This is a genomic window from bacterium (genome assembly GCA_024224155.1).
Classification (GTDB): domain Bacteria; phylum Acidobacteriota; class Thermoanaerobaculia; order Multivoradales; family JAHEKO01; genus CALZIK01.
In genome coordinates this window covers 1-1,255 of record JAAENP010000490.1, presented here as the reverse complement: position 1 = coordinate 1,255, position 1,255 = coordinate 1, and the positions used below count along the sequence as shown (strand labels likewise).

The 1,255-nt window shown below is 63.7% G+C and carries 1 protein-coding gene; it reads right to left on the bottom strand.

The window, feature by feature from the left end:
- The coding region (locus GY769_23375) for a hypothetical protein (GenBank protein MCP4204860.1) at positions 1 to 1,255 on the bottom strand (1,255 nt) is incomplete at both ends.

Sequence of the window (1,255 nt, the reverse complement as noted above, 5' to 3'; positions counted from 1 at the left end):
TTGGTTCGTCCGGCCAAGGGCCAGCTCGGTGTCGATCAAGGCCGGGAGAAATCGGGCGCGAGCAAGCGGTCCCAGGCTCTCTTGACCGAGTACGTCTCGCAACAGCTGTTCAGCCGCCTCAGCGTTGCCCTCGCGCAACCGGAGCTCGGCCATGCCCGGCAGAGCTGTGAACCCGTGCTCGTGGGCGGATCGGAAATGCTCCTCTGCCTCCGGGAGTCTGCCCGCTCGCAATTCGACCTCGCCGACCTGGTAGAGCGCTGCTCCGACTATCGGTGTGAATCCGGTTAGCTCCTGGACGGCACGACTCAACTCGGTGGTGGCCTCGTCCCATTCGCCGCGGAGCCATTTCAACTCCGCCCGGAAGATCCGACACACGCCCGGGTAGGCCGAGTCGGAGTGCTGCTCGCACCACGCCTGGGCGGCGTCGCTCCACTCGGCGGCTCGCTGGTAATCGGCCACCTGGTCACATACGGCGAGCATGTTGCAGTAGCTCCTACCAGTCACCATGGGATTGAGTTCGCCGGCGACGGCGGCCACCATCGCCTCGTCGACCAGGCGCATCCCTTCGTCAATCCGGCCCAGCGCCACGAGGAACCTGCCCTTGTCCTGCAGCCCAAGCGCCTCGAGGCTGCGATTACCCAGCTCCGAACCGATTGCTATTACCTGATCTGCCAGCGCCAGCGCCTTCTCTGGCTCGCCTTCCGACTCGAACGCCGCAACGCACTTCCAGCGCAACACGTAACCTTGAGCCTCGGTGCCGGGCGCATCGGCGACCAGGCGCTCTGCTCGAGCGATCCACGCGTTGGAGACTGACTTTGCCAGGCGATACTTGTACGACTCCCCGAGCGCTAAGGCGATAAGAGCGCCGGCTTGATTCTTCCCCTCTCGAACGTATGCACCGTACGCCTTTTCGCGCACGGAAATCCCCTCGTCGCTGCGACCTGTCCAAAAGGCGGCGTCGCCAAGCCGCTCTAGGTCTTCAGCATCGAGTTCGATCGTTGCAGCCGCCGCGATGAACGCCTGGTAAGCCGGCTCCCAGTTCTGCATGGCGTGTGCCTGTCTGCCTTCGGAAAGCAGTTCGGCTGCATGCTGGATGGGACTCTCTGATCGGAGAGGAGGGAAATCTCTCGGCAGGTCGGGATGGAGCACCTGGTAGACGTGCTCGGGTCTCTCCAGGTCCTTGAGTTCATGAGCGCCCAGGTCCTCGAACTCCACTCCGGCTGGGTGATCGTCCTGGACGAGCTGGATAAGATCG